This is a genomic window from Roseomonas gilardii subsp. gilardii (genome assembly GCF_023078375.1).
GTDB lineage: Bacteria > Pseudomonadota > Alphaproteobacteria > Acetobacterales > Acetobacteraceae > Roseomonas > Roseomonas gilardii.
In genome coordinates this window covers 3315662-3331568 of the sequence record NZ_CP095554.1, presented here as the reverse complement: position 1 = coordinate 3331568, position 15907 = coordinate 3315662, and the positions used below count along the sequence as shown (strand labels likewise).

16 protein-coding genes are annotated in these 15907 nt (G+C 71.4%); 13 read left to right on the top strand and 3 right to left on the bottom strand.

The features are described from left to right. Positions 1–36: 36 nt before the first annotated feature. Together ruvC and ruvA are read left to right on the top strand one after the other, a co-directional pair. Positions 37–567, top strand: a complete 531-nt coding sequence (gene ruvC / locus MVG78_RS15320; RefSeq protein WP_019459549.1) for a crossover junction endodeoxyribonuclease RuvC — start codon at positions 37–39, stop codon at positions 565–567. 10 nt (positions 568–577) lie between these two features. Next, positions 578–1183, top strand: a complete 606-nt coding sequence (ruvA, locus tag MVG78_RS15315; RefSeq protein WP_247552861.1) for a Holliday junction branch migration protein RuvA — start codon at positions 578–580, stop codon at positions 1181–1183. 14 nt (positions 1184–1197) lie between these two features. Here ruvA and MVG78_RS15310 read toward each other — a convergent pair whose 3' ends face one another. Both MVG78_RS15310 and aqpZ read right to left on the bottom strand, forming a co-directional pair. Further along, a complete protein-coding gene (locus tag MVG78_RS15310; RefSeq protein ID WP_247552859.1) occupies positions 1198–1704 on the bottom strand; it encodes a hypothetical protein in 507 nt (168 codons plus the stop codon). 173 nt (positions 1705–1877) lie between these two features. Continuing rightward, entirely contained in the window at positions 1878–2621 is a 744-nt protein-coding gene (gene aqpZ, locus MVG78_RS15305; RefSeq protein WP_247552857.1) for an aquaporin Z, read from the bottom strand. 201 nt (positions 2622–2822) lie between these two features. Between aqpZ and ruvB the strand changes: the two genes are divergently transcribed. The 11 genes from ruvB (at position 2823) to MVG78_RS15250 (ending at position 14578) form a co-directional block, all read left to right on the top strand. Beyond that, on the top strand, positions 2823–3866 hold the full coding sequence (gene ruvB, locus MVG78_RS15300; RefSeq protein WP_247552855.1) for a Holliday junction branch migration DNA helicase RuvB: 1044 nt from the start codon (positions 2823–2825) through the stop codon (positions 3864–3866). After that, complete coding sequence (locus tag MVG78_RS15295; protein WP_247552854.1) at positions 3866–4288, top strand: YbgC/FadM family acyl-CoA thioesterase; 423 nt, start codon at positions 3866–3868, stop codon at positions 4286–4288. Before ruvB ends, MVG78_RS15295 begins: the two co-directional genes overlap by 1 nt. A gap of 30 nt (positions 4289–4318) precedes the next feature. Continuing rightward, positions 4319–5053 carry a protein TolQ gene (gene tolQ, locus MVG78_RS15290; protein ID WP_247552853.1) on the top strand — a complete coding sequence of 245 codons (735 nt, stop codon included), beginning with the start codon at positions 4319–4321 and terminating at the stop codon, positions 5051–5053. Positions 5054–5118: 65 nt separating this feature from the next. After that, complete coding sequence (gene tolR, locus MVG78_RS15285) at positions 5119–5619, top strand: protein TolR (RefSeq protein WP_247552852.1); 501 nt, start codon at positions 5119–5121, stop codon at positions 5617–5619. A gap of 24 nt (positions 5620–5643) precedes the next feature. Then, the gene (locus MVG78_RS15280; RefSeq protein WP_247552851.1) at positions 5644–6897 is read left to right on the top strand and encodes a hypothetical protein; all 1254 of its coding nucleotides are present in this window, start codon (positions 5644–5646) and stop codon (positions 6895–6897) included. A gap of 143 nt (positions 6898–7040) precedes the next feature. After that, a complete protein-coding gene (gene tolB, locus MVG78_RS15275; protein WP_247552850.1) occupies positions 7041–8381 on the top strand; it encodes a Tol-Pal system beta propeller repeat protein TolB in 1341 nt (446 codons plus the stop codon). Positions 8382–8486: 105 nt separating this feature from the next. Then, positions 8487–8981: a peptidoglycan-associated lipoprotein Pal gene (gene pal / locus MVG78_RS15270; protein ID WP_247552849.1), complete on the top strand. Its 495-nt coding sequence runs from the start codon at positions 8487–8489 to the stop codon at positions 8979–8981. A 9-nt stretch (positions 8982–8990) separates the two neighbouring features. Continuing rightward, a complete protein-coding gene (tilS, locus tag MVG78_RS15265; RefSeq protein WP_247552848.1) occupies positions 8991–11093 on the top strand; it encodes a tRNA lysidine(34) synthetase TilS in 2103 nt (700 codons plus the stop codon). A 189-nt stretch (positions 11094–11282) separates the two neighbouring features. Next, positions 11283–13211 (top strand): ATP-dependent zinc metalloprotease FtsH, encoded by a 1929-nt coding sequence (gene ftsH / locus MVG78_RS15260; protein WP_247552847.1) that lies wholly within the window; start codon positions 11283–11285, stop codon positions 13209–13211. Between the two features lie 84 nt (positions 13212–13295). After that, the gene (gene folP / locus MVG78_RS15255; protein ID WP_247552846.1) at positions 13296–14330 is read left to right on the top strand and encodes a dihydropteroate synthase; all 1035 of its coding nucleotides are present in this window, start codon (positions 13296–13298) and stop codon (positions 14328–14330) included. Between the two features lie 62 nt (positions 14331–14392). Beyond that, positions 14393–14578 (top strand): tautomerase family protein, encoded by a 186-nt coding sequence (locus MVG78_RS15250; RefSeq protein ID WP_247552845.1) that lies wholly within the window; start codon positions 14393–14395, stop codon positions 14576–14578. A gap of 54 nt (positions 14579–14632) precedes the next feature. Here MVG78_RS15250 and MVG78_RS15245 read toward each other — a convergent pair whose 3' ends face one another. After that, the gene (locus MVG78_RS15245) at positions 14633–15799 is read right to left on the bottom strand and encodes an MFS transporter (protein WP_247552844.1); all 1167 of its coding nucleotides are present in this window, start codon (positions 15797–15799) and stop codon (positions 14633–14635) included. Positions 15800–15907: the final 108 nt, after the last annotated feature.

The window sequence follows — 15907 nt, the reverse complement described above, 5'->3', positions numbered from 1 at the left end:
CCGGCCGCCGATGGGAGGCCGATTGGGGGGAATGGCATGTCGGGCAGCGTCCGCATCCTGGGCCTGGACCCCGGGCTGCAGCACACGGGCTGGGGGCTGATCGAGAGCAGCGGCTCCCGCCTGCGGCATCTGGCGGACGGGGTGATCAGCACCACTGCCGACCTGCCGCTCGCGGAGCGGCTGTCGCAGATCTACCGCGCCCTGCGCGCGATCCTGGACCTGCATCAGGCCGATGAGGCGGCGGTCGAGCACACCTATGTCAACAAGAACCCCGGCGCCGCGCTGAAGCTGGGCCAGGCGCGCGGCGTGGTGCTGCTGGCGCCGTCGCTCGCGGGGATCGAGGTGGCCGAGTACCAGGCCATGGAGGTCAAGCGCGCCGTGGTCGGCACGGGCCATGCCGACAAGGTGCAGGTGACGGACATGGTGCGGCGGCTGCTGCCCGGTGCCGTGATCCGGCGCGCGGATGCGGCGGATGCGCTGGCGGTCGCGATCTGCCACGCGCATCACCGGGGCAGCCGCATGGCGCTGGCGCGGATGGCGAACCTCGCCGTCAGCCAGCCGCGATAGGACGAGAGAGATGATCGGCAAGCTGCGCGGCGTGCTGGATTCGGTGCATGAGGGCGGCTGCATCCTGGACGTGAACGGGGTGGGCTATGTCGTCGCCGCCTCCTCCCGCGCCGTGGCCGCGCTGCCGCCGCCGCCGGCCCAGGGCACGCTCTGGATCGAGACGGTGGTGCGCGAGGACGCGATCACCCTCTATGGCTTCGCCGACGCGGCGGAGCGGGACTGGTACCGGTTGCTGACCGCCATCCAGGGCGTGGGACCGAAGGTGGCGCTGGCGCTGCTGTCCACGCTGAGCCCGGCGGACCTCGCCGCCGCGCTGATGGCGGGGGACCGGGGCGCGCTGGGCCGCGCGCCGGGCGTCGGGCCGAAGCTGGCGGCGCGGCTGGTGGCGGAGCTGCGCGACCGGGTGGGGGCGATGCCGACGGGGAATTTCAGCGTGACGATCCCGCCGCCAGTGCCGGCGGGGGCGGCGGAGGAGACGGTCTCCGCCCTGCTGAACCTGGGCTGGAAGCGGGCCGAGGCGGCGGCGGCGGTGAATCGGGTGCGCGAGCGGCTGGGCGACGGGGCGGGGCTGAGCGAGATGATCCGCGAGAGCCTGAAGGAGCTGGCGCCGCGGTAGCGCGATGGTCCGCGTCAGACCGGCCGTTTCCACGGGACTTGCCGGGACACGGACACCACGAATGGTGCTCCCGGAAAGAGCCGCATGCTCCGTATCACGGTCTGTGTCATCGCGATGGGCCTGCACGCCATGAAACGGATGGACGCGCTATCCTCTTCGTCCAGGTCGGACAGGACCCTCGCGATCTCGACCGTCGCTCCTTGGCCGAGCAGGTCGTCGGTTCGGTACAGCTTCCATTGGCCGGCTCTCAAGGTCTGCCGTCCCTGCGAGTCGTAGTCGTAGGTCCGGTTCCCGCTTCTGCTGCTCACGGTTCCTTTTCCGCCGGCCGCGGCTCCCTGCACCTCGTTGCCCGGCAGGGACGCCTGCACGCTGAAGACCGGTAATTGATCCCGCAGCCGATCAAGCCAGCTCTTCGCAGGCAGAAGGGCAAGCAGGGACAGCGCATCATCCGCCTGGAAGGTCGAATCATGGCCGTGGATGATGCGCTCGACCAGGCTCGCTGCGATCCAGCGCTCATCCATTGAAAAATTCGACATCGGTCCCGTGTCGTGATTGCAATCGAATATATGGAACGTCATCCTGGCCGGGTTGGGAAGATCCGCTGGAAGGAATTCGAGAGGCTGCGGGGCCCGGCCAATCGATGCCAAGCCCCGCGCGGGTTGCGGTGAACCCAGGAGGCCGAAGCGCCGGGCGCTCAGGCCGCCTTGCGCTGCTCGACCACCACGGTGTCCACCGGGTCGGCGGGCTCGTAGAGCATGCGGGTCATGGCGCCGGCCACCATGGCGCCCAGGATCGGGGCGATCCAGAAGAGCCAGAGCTGGCCGATATATTCGCCGCCGGCGAAGAGGGCGGGGCCGGTGCTGCGGGCCGGGTTCACCGAGGTGTTGGTGACCGGGATGGAGACGAGGTGGATCAGCGTCAGGGCGAGGCCGATGGGGATGCCGGCGAAGCCCGTGGCGGCGCCCTTGGAGGTCGTGCCGATGATGATCAGCAGGAAGAAGAAGGTCAGCAGCAGTTCGATCAGGAAGGCCGAGCCCATGCCGTACTTGCCGGGGCTGAGCGCGCCGTAGCCATTGGCGGCGAAGCCGCCCGGCACCCAGCCCGGCTGGCCGGAGGCGATGATCCAGAGCGCCGCCGCGGCGACGATCGCGCCGGCGACCTGCGCCACGATATAGGGCACCACATGGCGGTTGGCGCAGCGGCCCGCCGCCCAGAGGCCCAGCGTGACGGCGGGGTTGAAGTGGCCGCCCGAGATGTGCCCGACCGCGTAGGCCATGGTGAGCACGGTCAGTCCGAAGGCGAAGGAGACGCCCAGGAAGCCGATGCCCAGTGCGTCCGGGAACTTGGCCGCCAGCACGGCGGCGCCGCAGCCGCCGAAGGTGAGCCAGAAGGTCCCGAAGAATTCGGCGAGGACGCGCCGTCCGGTGTCGTTGTGCATGGGAGACTCTCGATCATTGATGGAGTCGATCAGTCGCGACCCAGAACGAGTATTTGCCGCTTCTCAAATCTCCGGAAGCGATTCATTTTTTGCACCGCCCAGTTCCGGGCGGGCCCGCCTCCGGGCCGGGGTGGCCGCCGTCTCGCCGGAACCGGTGCGGGACCCCGCGACTTGGCGGCATGATCCCTCTATGTTCCCGCCATGAGCGATCATGATGCCCGCCTGACCAGCGGGGTGCGGCTGGAGGAGGATGGCAACGATGCCGCCCTCCGCCCACAGACCCTGGCCGACTTCACCGGGCAGCCCGCCCTGCGGGAGAACCTGTCCGTCTTCGTCCAGGCCGCCCGCGAGCGCGGCGAGGCGATGGACCATGTGCTGCTGTTCGGCCCCCCCGGCCTGGGCAAGACCACGCTCGCGCAGATCGTGGCGCGGGAGCTGGGAGTGGGGTTCCGCGCCACCTCGGGCCCGGTGCTGCAGCGGGCGGGTGACCTGGCGGCGATCCTGACCAACCTGCAGCCGCGCGACGTGCTTTTTGTCGATGAGATCCACCGCCTCCAGCCGGCGATCGAGGAGACGCTCTATCCGGCGATGGAGGATTTCCAGCTCGACCTGATCATCGGGGAGGGGCCGGCGGCGCGGACGGTGCGGATCGACCTGCCGCCCTTCACGCTGGTCGGCGCCACCACCCGGGCGGGCCTGCTGGCGACCCCGCTGCGCGACCGATTCGGGATTCCGCTGCGGCTCCAGTTCTACTCGCCGGAGGAGCTGGAACGGATCGTGGCGCGTGGGGCGGGAAAGCTGGGCTTCGAGCTCACGCCCGACGGGGCGCGGGAGATCGCGACCCGGTCGCGCGGCACGCCGCGCATCGCGGGGCGGCTGCTGCGGCGGGTGCGGGACTTCGCCGCGGTGGCCGGGCGCCCGGCGGACCGGGCCCTGGCCGACGATGCCCTGCGGCGGCTGGAGGTGGACATCCTCGGCCTGGATGCGATGGACCGGCGCTATCTCCGTCGGCTGGCCGAGCACCATGGCGGCGGGCCGGTGGGGGTGGAGACGCTGGCCGCCGCGCTGGCGGAGAGCCGGGACACGCTGGAGGAGGTGATCGAGCCCTTCCTGATCCAGGAGGGGCTGATCCTGCGCACCCAGCGGGGCCGGGTGCTGGGCCTGCCGGGCTGGCGGCATCTCGGCATGGCGCCGCCGCGCAATGCCGTGGCATCACAGGGCGACCTGCTTCTGGATGAGGGCTGATGAGCGCCCACCGCTACCCTGTCCGCGTCTATTTCGAGGACACCGATGCCGGCGGCGTCGTGTATCACGCCAACTATCTGAGATGGGCCGAAAGGGCCCGGACCGAATCCTTGCGCGACATGGGCTTGCCGCACGGTCTTCTTGTGGAACGTCACAATTTGTTCCTCGTGGTGCGGCGCGCCGAAGTGGAGTATCTGCGGCCGGCCAGGCTGGATGAGGCCCTGATCGTGGAGACCCGCGTGCTGCGGGTCGGCGGGGCCTCGGTCGAGCTGGCGCAGGATGTGGTGGACGAGGCGGGCGCCTACCGGGCGCGTCTCAAGGTGGGCCTGGTCTGCGTGTCGCGTGACGAGCTTCGCGCCGCGCGGATCCCGGAGCCCTGGTCCAGCGCCCTGCGGAATGTGGTGTCTCCCCCGGCTGGCTGAGGGGCTGCGCGGGGCGAGGGGGAATGGAGGATGCCCGTGGGTGAGGGCGTGACGGCGACCAACCTGGCGCCGATGGTACATGACCTGTCGCTCTGGAACTTGTTCCTCCAGGCCGACTGGATCGTGAAGCTGGTGATGATCGGGCTGCTGCTCGCCAGCATCTGGGTCTGGGCGATCGTGTTCGAGAAGGTGACCTCGGTGCGCCGCGCGAACCGCGCCGCGGATGCCTTCGAGGAGAAGTTCTGGTCCGGCGGATCGCTGGAGGAACTCTACCGCAGCGAGGGCGAGCGCCCCAGCCATCCGATGGCGGCCGTCTTCGGCTCCGGGATGCGGGAATGGCAGGCCAGCGCCCAGGCCTCGGTCGGCTCCGCCATCTCCCTGATGGGCGTCAAGGAACGCGCCGACCGCGCCATGGGCGTGACGGTGGGCCGCGAGATGGAGCGCATGGAGCGCTGGATGGTGTTCCTGGCCTCGGTCGGCTCGGTGGCGCCCTTCATCGGCCTGTTCGGCACGGTCTGGGGCATCATGAACTCCTTCGCCGCCATCGCGGGCAACAACAACACCAACCTCGCCGTGGTGGCGCCGGGCATCGCCGAGGCGCTCTTCGCCACGGCGATCGGCCTGGTGGCCGCCATCCCGGCGGTGCTGGCCTACAACAAGATCAACACCGACCTGTCGCGCTACGCGGCGCGTCTGGAGGCATTCGCGTCCGAGTTCGGCACGATCCTCTCGCGCCAGGCGGACGAGACGCCGGCGGGGCGCTGAAACATGGGCATGTCCACAGGGGGCCCCGGGGGGGGCAAGGCAGGGGCCGCTCCCGCTACCGCCCGATGGCCGAGATCAACGTCACGCCGCTGGTGGACGTGATGCTGGTGCTGCTGATCATCTTCATGGTGGCGGCGCCGCTGATGACCTCCGGCGTGCCGGTGGACCTGCCCAAGACGGCGGCCGCGCCGCTGAACCAGGAGACGGAGCCGCTGACCGTCTCGGTGAATCCGGAGGGGCGGATCTTCCTCCAGGACACCGAGGTGCAGCTCGACACGCTGGTGCCGCAGCTCCAGGCCATCATGCAGAACCAGCCGGCGGGCGCGCCGGAGCGGCGCATCTTCGTGCGCGGCGACCGCACCAACAGCTATGGCCGCATCATGGAGGTGATGGGCGCCATCATCTCCTCCGGCTTCACCCGCGTCGCCCTGCTGGCGGAACAGCCCGCGGGCGCCCCGTCCCGCCCGGGCCAAGGGGCCGCGAACGGATCCACGAACGGATCTGCGAACCGGGCCGCCCCGGCGCAAGGCACCGCCCAGGGCGCGGCGCGCGCGCCGTCGCGCTGAGGCCGGGGAAGGAACGAACCCACGATGCGCTGGCCGCGCGGATTGCGGGAATGGGCATACGTCTCGGCGGCGCTCCATCTCCTCGCCTTCCTGGTGATCCTGATCCAGCTCCCCGCCCACAAGGTCGATGAGCCGATGGAGCAGGGCATCCCCATCGAGGTGATCACGCCCGAGGCGGCGCAGCTCGCCCAGGCGGACAAGCCCTCGCCATCCCCGAGCAAGACGGCCGCCGCGAAGGACGAGCCGCTGCCGCTGCCGCCGCCGGTCGAGCCGCCGCGGCCGGAGCCTGTCTCGGCCCCGCCCCCGCCGCCCCCGCCGCCGCCGGCCCCGGCCCTGGCGCCGACCTCCACGACGCCTTCCACCGCCGAGACGCCGGCCCCGCCGCCGCAGCAGGCGGAGGCCGCGCCGCCCTTGCCGCCGCCTCCGGCCCCGCCGCCGCCCGCGCCCACGCCGCCGCAGCAGCAGGCAGACGCGACCCCGCCGCCGCCGGCCGCGGATGCTGTTCTGCCCCTGCCGCCGCCTCCGGCCCCTGCGCCGCCGAAGCCGCAGCAGCATGCCGAGGCGACGCCGCCCAAGCCGGAACCGAAGCCCGCGCCCAGGCCTGAGCCGCCGAAGCCGGAGCCGCCCAAGCCGACGCCCCCCAAACCGGAGGCGAAGCCGCAGCAGCATGCCGAGGCGAAACCCGAGCCGAAGCCGGAACCGCCCAAGCCGCAGCCACCGGTGCAGCAGCCCAAGCCCAGCAACCAGCAGGGCGCGGGCAAGGTGGTGCCGCCGCCGAATCCCTCGGACAAGCCGGGCACCGGCCGCACGCCGCCGGCCAGGAACACGGATGAGCGGTCGCAGTCCGTGCTGAGCACGCTGGAGAAGCTGCGGGCGATGCAGGCGCAGAACGAGGCGCCGAAGTCGCGCGCCAATCCGGCGCCTTCGGGCTCCACCCAGGCGGGCGGGGCGCCGACCGGGACAGCCGCGCTCAGCTCGGGCGAGAAGACGGCGCTGGCCAACACGATCAGCGAATGCTGGTCGGTGGATGGCGGGGCGCTGAACATCCGCTCGGTGATCGTGGAGATGCGGGTGGATGTGGACGGCAGCGGCACGGTGCGGAACGTTCGCCCGAACGGGAGCGTGCCCAGCGACCCGCAGGCGCGCTCGGTCTATGAGGCGGCGCGGCGCGCGCTGCTGAATCCGCAATGTAACCCGCTGCCACTGCCGAAGGACCGGCTGGAGGCGTTGCGCAACACGGTCTTCCGCTTCAACCCGCGGGATCTGGGGCTGCGCTGAACCATGTGCCCTGGCTCCCGCCAGTGTTGTCGCGGCGGAACGATACGGCCCGCCACGCTTCGTGACGGGACAGGGGCTTGATTTGACGGCAGGACCGGGGCTTCTCCCGGTCCGAACCGGTTTTCAGGGGAAGAGACACGACGATGGACGGCCGCTTTACCCGACGCGCCGCGCTTCTGGGGGTCACCGCCGCGGCTGGCGCCATTCCGCCGCTGCGTTCGGTCCTGGCTCAGCCGGCCGCGGCCGAGAGCCGCGTGGACATCACCCGCGCCCGCACCGACCCGATTCCGATCGCGGTGCCCTCTCTGCCGGGCACGCGGGGCGCCGAGATCGCCCAGGTGATCCAGAACGACCTGCGCAATTCCGGCCTGTTCCGGCCGGTGCAGAACGCCGCCTTCATCCAGAGTGCCGAAGCGGCGGCGGCTCAGCCGAATTTCCAGGACTGGCGGGTGATCGGCGCCAATGCGCTGGTGACGGGCCGCGTCGCCGACCAGGGCGGCCAGTTGCGCGTCGAGTTCCGCCTGTGGGACGTGCTGCCGGGGCAGCAGATCGAGGGCACGGCCTTCACCGCGCCGGCCGCCCAGTGGCGGCGGATCGCGCATCTGATCGCCGATGCCATCTATTCCCGCCTGCTGGGCGAGAAGGGCTATTTCGACACGCGGATCGTCTATGTCGCCGAATCGGGGCCGCGCGACCGGCGCACCCGGCGGCTGGCGATCATGGACCAGGACGGGGAGAATAACCGCTTCCTGACCGATGGCTCCTTCCAGGTGCTCAGCCCGCGCTTCCATCCGAATGCGCGGCAGATCGCCTTCATGAGCTATTACCAGAACCAGCCGCGGGTCTATCTGTACAACCTGGACACCGGGCGGCAGGAGGTCCTGGGGCAGTTCCAGGGCATGACGCTCTCGCCGCGCTTCTCGCCGGACGGGCGCTCGGTGATCCTGAGCTATGCCAAGGGCAGTGATTCCAACATCTATGTGGTGGACCTCGCCACGCGGCGGGAGCGGCAACTGACCTCCGGCAACGGGCTCGACGTCTCGCCCAGCTACAGCCCCGACGGGTCGCAGATCGTCTTCAACTCCGACCGGGGCGGCGACCAGCAGCTCTATGTCATGGATGCCGGGGGCGGCGGGGTGCGGCGCATCTCCTTCGGCCGTGGCCGCTATGCCACACCCGTGTGGTCACCGCGCGGCGACCTGATCGCCTTCACCCGCTTCGGCGGCGGCAGCTTCGCCATCGGCGTGATGCAGCCGGACGGGCGCGGCGAGCGCATCCTGACCGAGGGCTGGGGCATGGAGGGGCCGACTTTCGCCCCGAATGGCCGGGTCCTGGCCTATTACCGCGAGACCCCGGCCCGGGATCTGCGCGGCAATGGCTATGGTGCACGCATGGCGATGATCGATATCGCCGGGTTCAACGAAAGGCAGATTGTGACGCCGACCGATGCAACCGATCCGAATTGGTCTCCTTTGCTGTCCTGACACGGGAGAGGCGCGGTTTGTTCGGCTTGACCGTATCGTAAGGCAGCCGTAACGCCGCGATCGCGTGTTTTTGTGCCCCCCGCACAACACGAGGAAAACGGATCGATGCAAACGAAGCTGTTGGGCGCGCTGGGCGCCCTCGCTCTGCTGGCTGCCTGTTCGAACAGCAATGACCAGGCCGGGGCCGCGACGGGCGCCGGCGCCTCCGCCGGCGCGGGTGCCGGCGGGCTGGGCTCCGTCCGCCCCGGTTCGCAGGAAGACCTCGTCGCCAATGTCGGCGACCGCGTCTTCTTCGAATTCGACTCCAGCTCCGTCCGCGGTGACCAGCGCGACGTGCTGGTGCGCCAGGCTGCCTGGCTGAACCAGTATCCGCAGGTGCAGGCCACGATCGAGGGCCACACCGACGAGCGTGGCACGCGCGAGTACAACCTGGCCCTCGGCCAGCGCCGCGCCAATTCCGCCCGCGACGTGCTGGTGGCCTCCGGCGTGGCCGGCAGCCGCCTGTCCACCATCTCCTACGGCAAGGACCGTCCGGCGGCCCTGGGTTCCGACGAGTCGGCCTGGGCGCAGAACCGCCGCGCGGTCACGGTCGTCCGCTAAGGCAGGGTCATGATGCGCCACGCGCTGCTCGCCTCCGTGTTCCTGGCCTCCCTGGCGTTCGGGCTGCCCGCCCGGGCGCAGGTAGAGAGCCGGGAAGGCATCACGCTGCAGAACCAGATCCTGCAGCTTCGCCAGGAGCTGGAGCAGCTGCGGGCGCGCGGGGGCGGGGGCTATGCGGCGCCCGCCCTGCCGCCTCCGTCCCGCGGCGGTGCCGCCGGCGGGGGCAGCGAACTGGTCGGGCAGCTGCTCGACCGCGTGAGCGCGCTGGAGGACGAGACCAAGCGCCTGCGCGGCCGCGTGGACCAGCTCGAATTCCAGAACCGGACCCTGCAGCAGCAGATGGAAAAGCTGCAGGGTGACACCGATTACCGCCTGCAGCAGGTGGAGCAGGGGGGTGGGGCGGCGCGCCGTCCCCAGGCCCCCGCGACGCCTCCGCCAGGCCCGGCGGCCGCCCCCGCCGCCAGTGCCCCGGCCGCTGCCGCGCCGGCCGTCGCACCGCGCACGCCGGAGCGTGCCCTGTCCGACGGGCAGGCCGCCCTGGCGCGGCGGGACTATGCCGCCGCCGAGGCCGCGGCGCGGGAGGTCATCGGCGCCCGCAACGCGCCCCGGCAGCAGGATGCCCAGATCCTCCTGGGCGATGCGCTGCTTGGCCGGCGGGACTACCAGAACGCGGCCCTGGCCTATGACGACGCCTATCGCCGCAACCGCAAGTCCGGACGCGCCCCGGAGGCGCTGCTCGGCCTCGCCAATGCCTTCAACGGATTTGGCGCGAAGCGCGAGGCCTGCCAGACGCTGGACCAGTTGAACAGCGAGTTCCCGAAGCCCCCGGCGGAGTTGCCAGTCAGGTGGCACAGGCGCGGCAGCGCGCGGGCTGCCGCTGATCCCCTGACGGGCATTGCCAGGGGTGCCGCCTCCATGCCTGCCCGGGAAGCGGTGGGGGATGCGGAGTTCGCGGGGCTGATGGCGCCGCTGGGGCCTTTCGCCCCGGCCCCGCGCCTCGCGGTGGGTGTGTCGGGCGGGCCCGACAGCCTCGCCACCTTCCTCCTCGCGCATCGCTGGGCCGTGGCACGCGGCGGTTCCACTCTGGCCCTGGTGGCCGATCATGGCCTGCGTCCGGAAAGCGCCTCCGAGGCTGCCGCCGTGGCCAGCCGCCTGCGGATGCGGGGGTATGAGGTCCGGCTCCTGTCCCTCGCTCTGTCTTCCGGCCCGGCATTGCACGAGAGGGCGCGGCGGGCGCGGCTGGCGGCGCTGGAGGCGGCCGCGGCGGAAGCGGGCGCGCCCTGGCTGCTGCTGGGCCATCATCGCCGGGATCAGGCGGAGACGCTGCTGTTCCGGCTGCTGCGCGGATCGGGGGAGGCGGGGCTGTCCGCCATGGCGCCTGCCCGGGCCATGCCGGGCGTGATGGTGCTGCGGCCGCTGCTGGACATGCCGGTGGCGCGGCTGGAGGCGACCGTGGCCGAGGCCGGGCTGGAGCCGGTGAGAGACCCGTCCAACGACGATCCCCGCTTCGCCCGGGCGCGGCTCCGCGCGGCGCTCGCCGATCCGTCGGGGGATGGGGCGGGCACGCGGGCGCTGGTTCTGGCGGCGGGCGCCTTCGCGCGCCGCCGCGCGCGGGACGAGGCGGCCGTGGCGGAGCGCCTGGCCCTGGCCGCCGAGTTCCGGCCGGAAGGCTGGGTGCGGCTGGATGCCGCGGCGCTGGGGTGCGACGCCGTGGCGCGGCGGGCGCTGTCGCGGCTGTTGCGTGGCGTGTCCGGCCAGCCCCATCCGCCGCCGCGCAAGGGGGTGGAACGGCTGCTCATGCAGGGGGGCGGCACGCTGGGCGGGGCGCTCTGGCGCGGCCGGGTCCTGTGCCGCGAGCCTGCCGCCTGCGCACCGCCCGTGGCGGCGGTGGCGGGCGCCGTCTGGGATGGGCGCTGGCACCTCGACCGCGACGTGCCGGGCGCCATGCTGGGGGCGTTGGGGGAGGGGCGGAGCGGGATGGCCCGCGCCGCGCGGGCCGGGCTGCCGGATGCGGTGCTGCGCGGCTGCCCCGTGCTGCGCCGCGCGGATGGAGAGGCGGAACTCCTGCCGGAAGGGCTCTCCCTCCGGCCTCTCGGCGGGGCGCCGATATGAGAAGCCCGCGAGAATCTTGCGATTCTGTGAGGTTGAGGTTCCAGAAAGCGTCCGCCCTCCCTATGTTGTGCAGGACGGGAGAAAACCGGCGCGCGACCCGCGTTTCCCCTGGGCTGCCTCTTGGGCTGCCAGGGAGGTTCGGCGTGGCGTGCCGGGACAACCTGGTCGGTCAGGACGGAAACAGCTTCAGTGAATAATTTCGGCCGGAACCTCGCGCTCTGGGTCATCGTGGCGCTGCTGCTCGTGGCGCTCTTCAACCTGTTCCAACCCTCCGGGACCAATCAGGCGCGGGGGCAGCAGGTCGCCTATTCGGACTTCCTGAACGAGGTTCAGGCCGGCCGGGTCCGTGACGCGCGCATCCAGGGGCGGACGGTGTCCGGCCAGCTCACGGACGGCCGCACCTACAGCACCTACGTGCCGGATGATCCCGCCCTGGTCGGCAAGCTGACCGACAAGGGCGTGCGGGTCGAGGCGCGGCCGGAGGAGAGCGACGTCAACCCGCTCTTCCATTATCTGCTGAGCTGGTTCCCGATGCTGCTGCTGATCGGCGTCTGGGTCTTCTTCATGCGCCAGATGCAGGGCGGCGGCGGCCGGGCGATGGGCTTCGGCAAGTCGCGCGCCAAGCTGCTGACGGAAAAGCAGGGGCGCGTCACCTTCGACGACGTGGCCGGCATCGACGAGGCCAAGGCGGAGCTGGAGGAGATCGTCGAGTTCCTGCGCGACCCGCAGAAGTTCCAGCGCCTGGGCGGCAAGATCCCCAAGGGCGTGCTGCTGGTGGGCCCGCCGGGCACCGGCAAGACGCTGCTGGCGCGTTCCATCGCCGGCGAGGCGAACGTGCCCTTCTTCACCATCTCCGGCTCCGACTTCGTGGAGATGTTCGTGGGCGTGGGCGCCAGCCGCGTGCGCGACATGTTCGAGCAGGGCAAGAAGAACGCCCCCTGCATCATCTTCATCGACGAGATCGACGCGGTGGGCCGCCATCGTGGTGCCGGGCTGGGCGGCGGCAATGACGAGCGCGAGCAGACGCTGAACCAGATGCTCGTGGAGATGGACGGCTTCGAGAGCAACGAGGGCGTCATCCTGATCGCGGCCACCAACCGGCCGGACGTGCTGGACCCGGCGCTGCTGCGGCCTGGCCGCTTCGACCGGCAGGTGGTGGTGCCGAACCCGGACGTGAACGGGCGCGAGAAGATCCTGCGCGTGCACATGCGCAAGGTGCCCCTGGCCTCCGATGTCGATCCCAAGGTGATCGCGCGCGGCACGCCGGGCTTCTCCGGCGCCGACCTCGCCAATCTCGTGAACGAGGCGGCGCTGCTGGCTGCCCGCATCGGGCGGCGCACCGTGGGCATGCTGGAGTTCGAGCAGGCCAAGGACAAGGTGCTGATGGGCGCCGAGCGCCGCTCCCTGGTGATGAGCGAGGCCGAGAAGCGCATGACCGCCTATCACGAGGCGGGCCATGCCCTGGTGGCGCTGAGCGAGGAGGAGTGCGACCCCGTCCACAAGGCGACGATCATCCCGCGCGGCCGCGCACTGGGGCTGGTGATGTCGCTGCCGGAGGGCGACCGCTACTCCAAGCACAAGAGCAAGCTGAAGGCGGAACTCGCCATGGCCATGGGCGGCCGCGTGGCGGAGGAGATCATCTTCGGCCCGGACAAGGTGTCCAACGGCGCCTCGGGCGACATCAAGATGGCGACCGACCAGGCGCGGCGGATGGTCACGGAATGGGGCATGTCCGACAAGCTGGGCATGATCGCCTATGGCTCGAACGACCAGGAGGTCTTCCTGGGCCATAGCGTGACCCAGACCAAGAACATCTCCGAGGCCACGGCGCGGGAGATCGATGCCGAGATCCGTGGGATCATCGACGCGGCCTATGCGCGGGCGACCAAGATCCTGACGGAGAACATCGAGAGCCTGCATGCGCTGGCGAAGGGGCTGCTGGAGTACGAGACGCTTTCCGGCGACGAGATCCGCACCCTGCTGCGTGGCGAGCCGGTGGTGCGCAACCGCCCGGACGAGCCGGTGAACCAGGGCCGTGGCAGTGTGCCGAGCTCGGGGCGTTCCACGCCGCCGCGCCCGGCCGGCCCCTGGCAGAACCCGGCGCCTTCCGGGGCCTGATCGGCGGTTCCACGGATGGTACGGAATGCGACGGGGGCCTTCGGGCCCCCGTTTCCGTTTCGGCGACAAGGGGAGATGGCGGGGATGGTGGAACGCTGGCTGGAGCCGCTGGGCCTGCTGCGTGGGAAGGTTGCGGAGGCGGCCCTGGCGGCGGGCCACGCCGCCGCGCTGCGGGGAGAGGGGCTGGCCTTCACCCTGGCCCGGCTGATCGAGGCGGGGCGCGAGGCCGGGCTCTGCCCCGTCACGGCGCTGCCGGAGGACTGGCGGCCGCTGCTGGCGGATCTGGCGCGCCCCCTGCCGGCTTTCGCGGGGCTGGAGCGGCAGGAGGGGCGCCCGCTGGTGATGGGCATCCTGAACGTGACGCCGGACAGCTTCTCGGATGGCGGGCGCTATCTCGACCAGAAGGCCGCCGTGGCGGCGGGGCATGCCATGCTGGAGGCCGGGGCGGATCTCCTGGACCTGGGCGGCGAAAGCACGCGGCCCGGCGCCGCGCCGGTGACGCCGGAGGAGGAGATCGCGCGCGTGGTGCCGGTGATCCGCGCGCTGGCGCCGCAGGCCAGGATTTCCGTCGATACCCGCCACGCCGCCACGATGCGCGCCGCCATTGCCGCCGGGGCGCATGTGGTGAACGATGTGGCCGCGCTGCGCGGGGAGGGGGCGCTGGAGGCGGTGGCGGATTCGGATTGTGCCGTGGTGCTGATGCACATGCCGGGGCTGGACCCGGCCACGATGCAGTCACGTGCCGATTATCCGGATGTGGCGCTGGCGGTACAGCGCTTCCTGGCGGAACGGATCGCGGCCTGCGAGGCGGCGGGGATCGCGCGATCGCGCCTCTGCGTCGATCCGGGGATCGGCTTCGGCAAGACGGTGGCGCATAACCTGGAACTGATCGACCGGCTGCCGCTGCTGCATGGGCTGGGCTGCCGGGTGCTGATGGCGGCCTCCCGCAAGGGCTTCATCGGCCGGCTGGGGCGGGAGCCGGTGGCGGAGCGCCGGGTGCCGGGAAGCCTCGCCGTGGCCCTGGCCGCGGCGGCGCGGGGCGCCGGCATGGTACGGGTCCATGACGTGGCGGAGACGGTGCAGGCGCTTCGCCTGGGGTGCGCGATCGCTGCGGCCTAGGGTGATTGCCTTCCGGACCGCGCCATGTCCTGCTGCCGCCCTCGCAGTCAGGGAGACGGGATATGCCCGAGATCATGGTCTTCGCCGCCGAGGGGCGGACCCTCGAACAGAAGCGCGGGCTGGTGAAGGACCTCACCGAAGCCATGGTGAAGAATTTCGGCGTGAAGCCGGAGGTGGTGACGGTGCAGATCGTGGAGGCACCGAAGACCGATAAGGCCAAGGGCGGCGTGCTGTTCTGCGACCGCTGAGGCGCTGACGGGGAGAGCCGGTGCCAGCCCGGCTCTCCGGTCCGCGGCGGGAGGCTACTCCCCGGCCACCATCGCCATCGGGTGGCGCGGCGCGCGCATGGCCACCAGGGCCAGCAGCAGCGCCAGGACGGCGAGGCCGGCGCCCAGCCAGGGCAACTGGCCATAGCCCATGCCGTGCAGCAGGGCCTGCCCACCGATCCAGGCGCCAGCGGCATTGCCGAGGTTGAAGGTGCCCTGGTTGACCGTGGAGGCGAGGTTCGGCGCCTCCCGCGCCTGATCCAGCACCCGCATCTGCAACGGGGAGACCAGGGCGAAGACCAGCACGCCCCAGACCATCATCGTGGCGATGGCGGGGATGGGCGAGGCCAGGGTGGTGGTGAAGAGCACCAGCACCAGGACCAGGGCCACGAGGATGCCGGCGACGGAGGGCATCAGCCGCCAGTCGGCGAGGCGGCCGCCGAGGAGGTTGCCGAAGGTGAGGCCGAGGCCGAAGAGCAGCAGGGCCAGGGTGACCATGTGCTCGCCCAGGCCGGTGCGGGTCTGCAGCATCGGCGCGATATAGGTGAAGACGCTGAACAGGCTGGCCGAGGCGAGGCAGCTCATTCCCATGGCCAGGATCACCTGCCGGCTGGCCAGGGCGCGGAGTTCCTGCCGCAGCCGGGCGGGCTGGCCGCGCAGGCCGGTGGGCATCCACAGCATCAGGGCGGCGGTGGCGGCGAGGCCGATCAGCACCACGGCCCAGAAGGTGGAGCGCCAGCCCAGCGCATGGCCCATCGCCGTGCCGAGCGGCACGCCCAGGACATTGGCGAGGGTCAGGCCGGAGAAGACCATGGCCACGGCGGAGGCGCGGCGGTGCTTCGGCACGAGGTCCGCCGCCACCACCGAAGCGGTGCCGAAGAAGGCGCCGTGGCAGAGGGCGGTGATGACGCGGGCGGCCATGAGCGTCCCATAGCCCGGCGCGAGGGCGCAGAGCGCGTTGCCCAGGATGAAGATCAGCATCAGCCCGATCAGCGCCGCCTTGCGCGGCAGCCGCCCGGTGGCCAGGGCGAGGAGCGGGGAGCCGAAGGTCACGCTGAGCGCATAGCCGCTGACCAGAAGCCCCGCCGCCGGAATATCCACGCCGAGGTCCAGGGCGAGGTCGGGCAACAGGCCCATGATGACGAATTCGGTGGTGCCGATCCCGAAGGAGGCGACGGCCAGGGCCAGGAGCGGAAGGGGCATGCGGATGTCCGGGCAGGAGGCGCCCCGGCGGAGTGGCGGGACGGCTCCGAGTGTGGCGGCGTATTTGTGCGTCGCACAATTGCGAAAAACGCAGGCTGGCCGGCTTAT